The 1,239-nt window shown below is 34.9% G+C and carries 1 protein-coding gene and 1 pseudogene; one reads left to right on the top strand and one right to left on the bottom strand.

All coding sequences use genetic code 11. The features are described from left to right. Positions 1 to 129: 129 nt before the first annotated feature. A complete protein-coding gene (locus EKL98_RS16415; protein WP_126563189.1) occupies positions 130 to 606 on the bottom strand; it encodes a TspO/MBR family protein in 477 nt (158 codons plus the stop codon). A gap of 85 nt (positions 607 to 691) precedes the next feature. On the opposite strand from EKL98_RS16415, the pseudogene EKL98_RS16410 reads away from it, so the two are divergent. Further along, positions 692 to 1,239: pseudogene (locus EKL98_RS16410) on the top strand (diphosphomevalonate decarboxylase); the annotation flags it as partial.

The following is a 1,239-nucleotide window of genomic DNA, read 5'->3' as shown; positions in this document are numbered from 1 at the left end:
GGTAGTTATAATATGGTCGAAAAGGCCGAAGATTTTATGCGATTGGCCAAATTAAGCAAATACTAATACCCAAAAATAAAGGAAGCTCTCCAATTGAAGAGCTTCCTTTATTTTATAAAATTTTGAAAGTTATTGGTTCAACCACCAAATACTCGCATTCAAAACCGTTGCAAAACTCACCCAAAGCAAGTACGGAATCAATAAATAACCTGCAATTTTATTAATTTTAACAAATTTGGAAAAGGTTTCATAAATCATCAACCATAAGATTACAATTTCTAGACCAGCCAACATTGGGTTTTTTAAACCAAAAAACATGAAGGACCACAAGGCATTCAACCCCAATTGAACGGCGAAAAAAACCAAGGCATTTTGGACCGCTTCTTTTTCTTGTTCCATACGATTCCAAACCAATCCTGCCGCAACTCCCATCATAATGTAAAGCATACTCCAAACGGGGGCAAAAATCCAATTTGGCGGATTAAAACTAGGTTTTACCAATGTGGGATACCAAGTCGTTATTGCCGAACGTGTGATTATACCTGAAAAATAGCCTACCACTAAACACGTAACCACTACAACTAGAATTTTGGAAATCTTGTTCATCGTTTAATTTTTTTCAAATTTAATCAAAACTTTGACCGATTCAACAAATGAAAGAAATCAGTATCTTTGCCCAAATTTTAAATTGATGTTTTCAGCAAACGATTTTATACCATCACCATACTCTCATTCTATAGAAACAGGAAAATTTCAATGGAGTTCGCCAAGCAACATCGCATTGGTTAAATATTGGGGAAAAAAAGACAAACAAATTCCAGCCAATCCTTCGGTGAGTTTCACTTTGAATAATTGCAAAACGATTACCAAATTGGCTTTCGCCAAAAAACAAAACCAAGATACTTTTTCTTTTGATTTACTATTTGAAGGAAAACCGAAAGAAGATTTCAAACCAAAAATCCAACAATTTTTTGAAAGAGTTTTGGTTTATTTGCCTTTTTTAAAGAAATATCAATTTACTATTGATACCCAAAATACTTTTCCACACAGTTCCGGAATTGCTTCGTCAGCTTCAGGAATTGCAGCTTTGGCAATGAATTTAATGAGTTTGGAAAAAGCGTTAAACCCAGAAATGACTGAAGATTATTTTTATCAAAAAGCCTCTTTCTTGGCGCGTTTGGGCTCGGGAAGTGCTTGCCGAAGCGTAAAAGGAAAAGTGGTTGTTTGGGGAGAACATAA

The sequence above is a fragment of the Flavobacterium bomense genome, assembly GCF_003970355.1.
This window is presented reverse-complemented; position numbering and strand designations above follow the sequence as displayed.